Here is a 2,940-nt window from a genome sequence, read left to right as displayed (position 1 = left end):
TCTAAACCGCTGAAAAAAAAATCTTTTGAACGTCTAAATATTAACCAAAAAGAGTCAACCTATATCAGTATAATACAGAAAACTGAAATCCAAACTTTTCAAAATTAATTTAGCATTAAATGTTTTTCGACTTTTATCACTCTATTCTCTAAAATTAACTCAATCGAAATTTAAAATAAAAACTCTGAATTCAATCTTGTTGAATGAGTCAATCAATCGCTAAATAATACAAAGACAATGTTACGGCTAGTTGTAGAATATTTAAATTATTAAGCACGCACTAAATTATTGTTTAATAATTCTTACCGAATAACTTTTCAATCCATACTGTATAGAAACTAAATATACTCCGTTGATTAAATTTGATAAATCAAGTTTTGCTTTATTTTCTGTTGCTTCTTCTATTACAACTCTTCCCAAGATGTCATGTACTTTAATAGTGTAACTTTGTGAATAGTGACTCTTAATATTAATAATTCCTTCTGTAGGATTTGGATAAATAGTAAAAGAATCAAACTCTTCATCTTCAACAGACAAAATACAAGTATTTAAAACTTCAGTAACACTGTTACACCCAGGATTATTACTTTCTATTATTGCGTTTCCACTATTTCCTAAATGAAAACATACAGAATCAATACTGCAATCGCTTAAAAGGTAATTATACTGAATTCTCACATATTCAGTAATAGTTCCAATATTAGCCACTCCATCTATATTATTCAATATGGGATTATCATTTATTATTACGTTATTCATGTCAGAAATAACATTTTCTAGACCATTTAAATTAACTAAACTATTGTTATAACCAATAAACAAATTAGTTTCAATTGTATGTAAATTACTCAACTCTGTAAAATTCAATAAGGCTGTGTTATTAAAACCTATCATTTTTGCCGATTCTAAGTTATTAAAACCAGTAATATTGTTTAAGCCTAAGCTACTACCAAAAAATAAATTAGACCCAAGATTAACCAAATTATTAAATCCACTTATGATTTCTAGATTTGGATTATACCAAAAAATGAGTCCAGAGTTGCCATCAAATTGGTTTATGCTTGTTAAACTATTAAAACCACTAATTTCAAATAGCTCATTGTTATAATTAAAATAAATCCTTTTATCTACAGACTCTAATGTTTGAAAACCACTAACATTTAGCAAGTTAACGTTCGATAAAAAATTCAATTCATTACCAACTGAAACTAATGCATTAAATCCACCAGTTTCTATCAATTGTAAATTGTCTTGAATAGTTAATGACCCTCCTATTGAAATTAAACTATTAAATTCATTTAAAAGAGTCATGTTTTCGTTGTTATAAATCCATACTCCATCTGTGACACTTGTTAAATTATCAAAACCCGATAAAGTTTGTATGGGGTTATTCAATATTGACAAACCTCCTTCTATTTCTAATAGATTTTCGAAACCTGTTAAATCGCTAAAATCATTAGATGAGATAGATAGGCCACTAACCTTGTTAAGTTGATTAAACCCACTCAAAGCATTAATCCCACTGTTATTAGTTATAAATAAAGTTCCTTGAACTTCTTGAAGGCTGTCAAAACCATCAAAATTATTAATAGCATTTGAACCAATATATATATCAGAACCAACTATAGTTAATGAACTTAAACCTGTAACTTGATCTAATAGATCATTTCCATTAATGAAAAGCTCGGAACCTATAGAATTTAGTTGACTCAAGCCACTTAAACTAATCAAGGCATCATTATTTTCTATACGTAATTCACCTGTTAATTGACTAGCAAGACCTAAGCCCCCAATTACTGTTAAACTAGAATTATTTTTAATAATAATATCTCCGCCAATAGTCGCAACTTGATTGAATCCTGTAATTCCACTTAAACCAGTGTTTTCAATTATTAAATCAGATACAATTGCATTAACACTATTTAATTCTGGAATAGAATTCATAAGAGGGTTATCCATTATTCTAATGGTCATACCTACATTTGTTAAACTGTTAAAACCACTTAATGAAATTAAACTTTCATTGTCATCTAACACAAAATTTGAACCAATGGATAACAGATTATTAAAACCACTTATATCCGACAGCGCATCATTATTATCTATTAAAAATTCGGTACCAATAGATAATAAACTTTCAAAACCGACAATATATTCGCTATTATTTTGATTAAAAAAAATCCCGCCACCTACAGAGCTTAAATTTGTGAACCCTCCGAAAGTTATCGAGCTATTACCTGAAATATAAATATCCCCATTAACACTTTGTATATTAGAGAATCCACTGAAGTCAGAATTATTATTGTATTGAAAATAGATACCACCACCAATAGTGTTAAGATTATTTAGACCACTTATATCCATGGTTTCTCTAAGATTACTTATGCTAAGATTACCTGTTACTGAAGTAATGTTATTCAATCCATTTAAATTCAGTAGCAGATTATTATAATCAGCTATTGTGAGATCACCACTAATTTCGGTGCAATTTGGATAATTAACTATGAAAGCATCAATATCTGTTTGCGTGTAAAAGCTGACATTGCCTGTTGGACACTGAGCAAAAGCGATAAACGATAATAATATAAACGAAAGAGTGAAGTTTTTTTTCATGATTTTTTTTATAGAACTAATATACCATTATTCTTATTTATTCCAATAAATAGAACAGAATTATAAAATGCTGGACAATTCAACTCTACCTTAAAACAACTCAAAGCTAACACTGTGTATAATTAATTGCTTGGTCACTGCCGACTTACGAAAATTCCGCTGGAATTTTCTATCTGTGATTTATTTGCTAACTTTAATGCTTAACCACGCAACTAAGCATACACAAACACGTTAGCAAACATATGATCAATGAATTTTCCTGAAATAGGTTGACTAAAAATTAAGCAATTAATTACAGTCACTTATGAAAACACAAAATGAACACTG

General features: G+C 28.6%; 1 protein-coding gene. It reads right to left on the bottom strand.

Annotated features, from left to right (window positions below; all coding sequences use genetic code 11):
• Positions 1 to 285: 285 nt before the first annotated feature.
• A complete protein-coding gene (locus HM985_RS16975) occupies positions 286 to 2,613 on the bottom strand; it encodes a T9SS type A sorting domain-containing protein (RefSeq protein WP_179377396.1) in 2,328 nt (775 codons plus the stop codon).
• Positions 2,614 to 2,940: the final 327 nt, after the last annotated feature.

Origin of the sequence: Winogradskyella wichelsiae (assembly GCF_013403925.1) — a bacterium.
Lineage (GTDB): Bacteria > Bacteroidota > Bacteroidia > Flavobacteriales > Flavobacteriaceae > Winogradskyella > Winogradskyella wichelsiae.
This window is presented reverse-complemented; position numbering and strand designations above follow the sequence as displayed.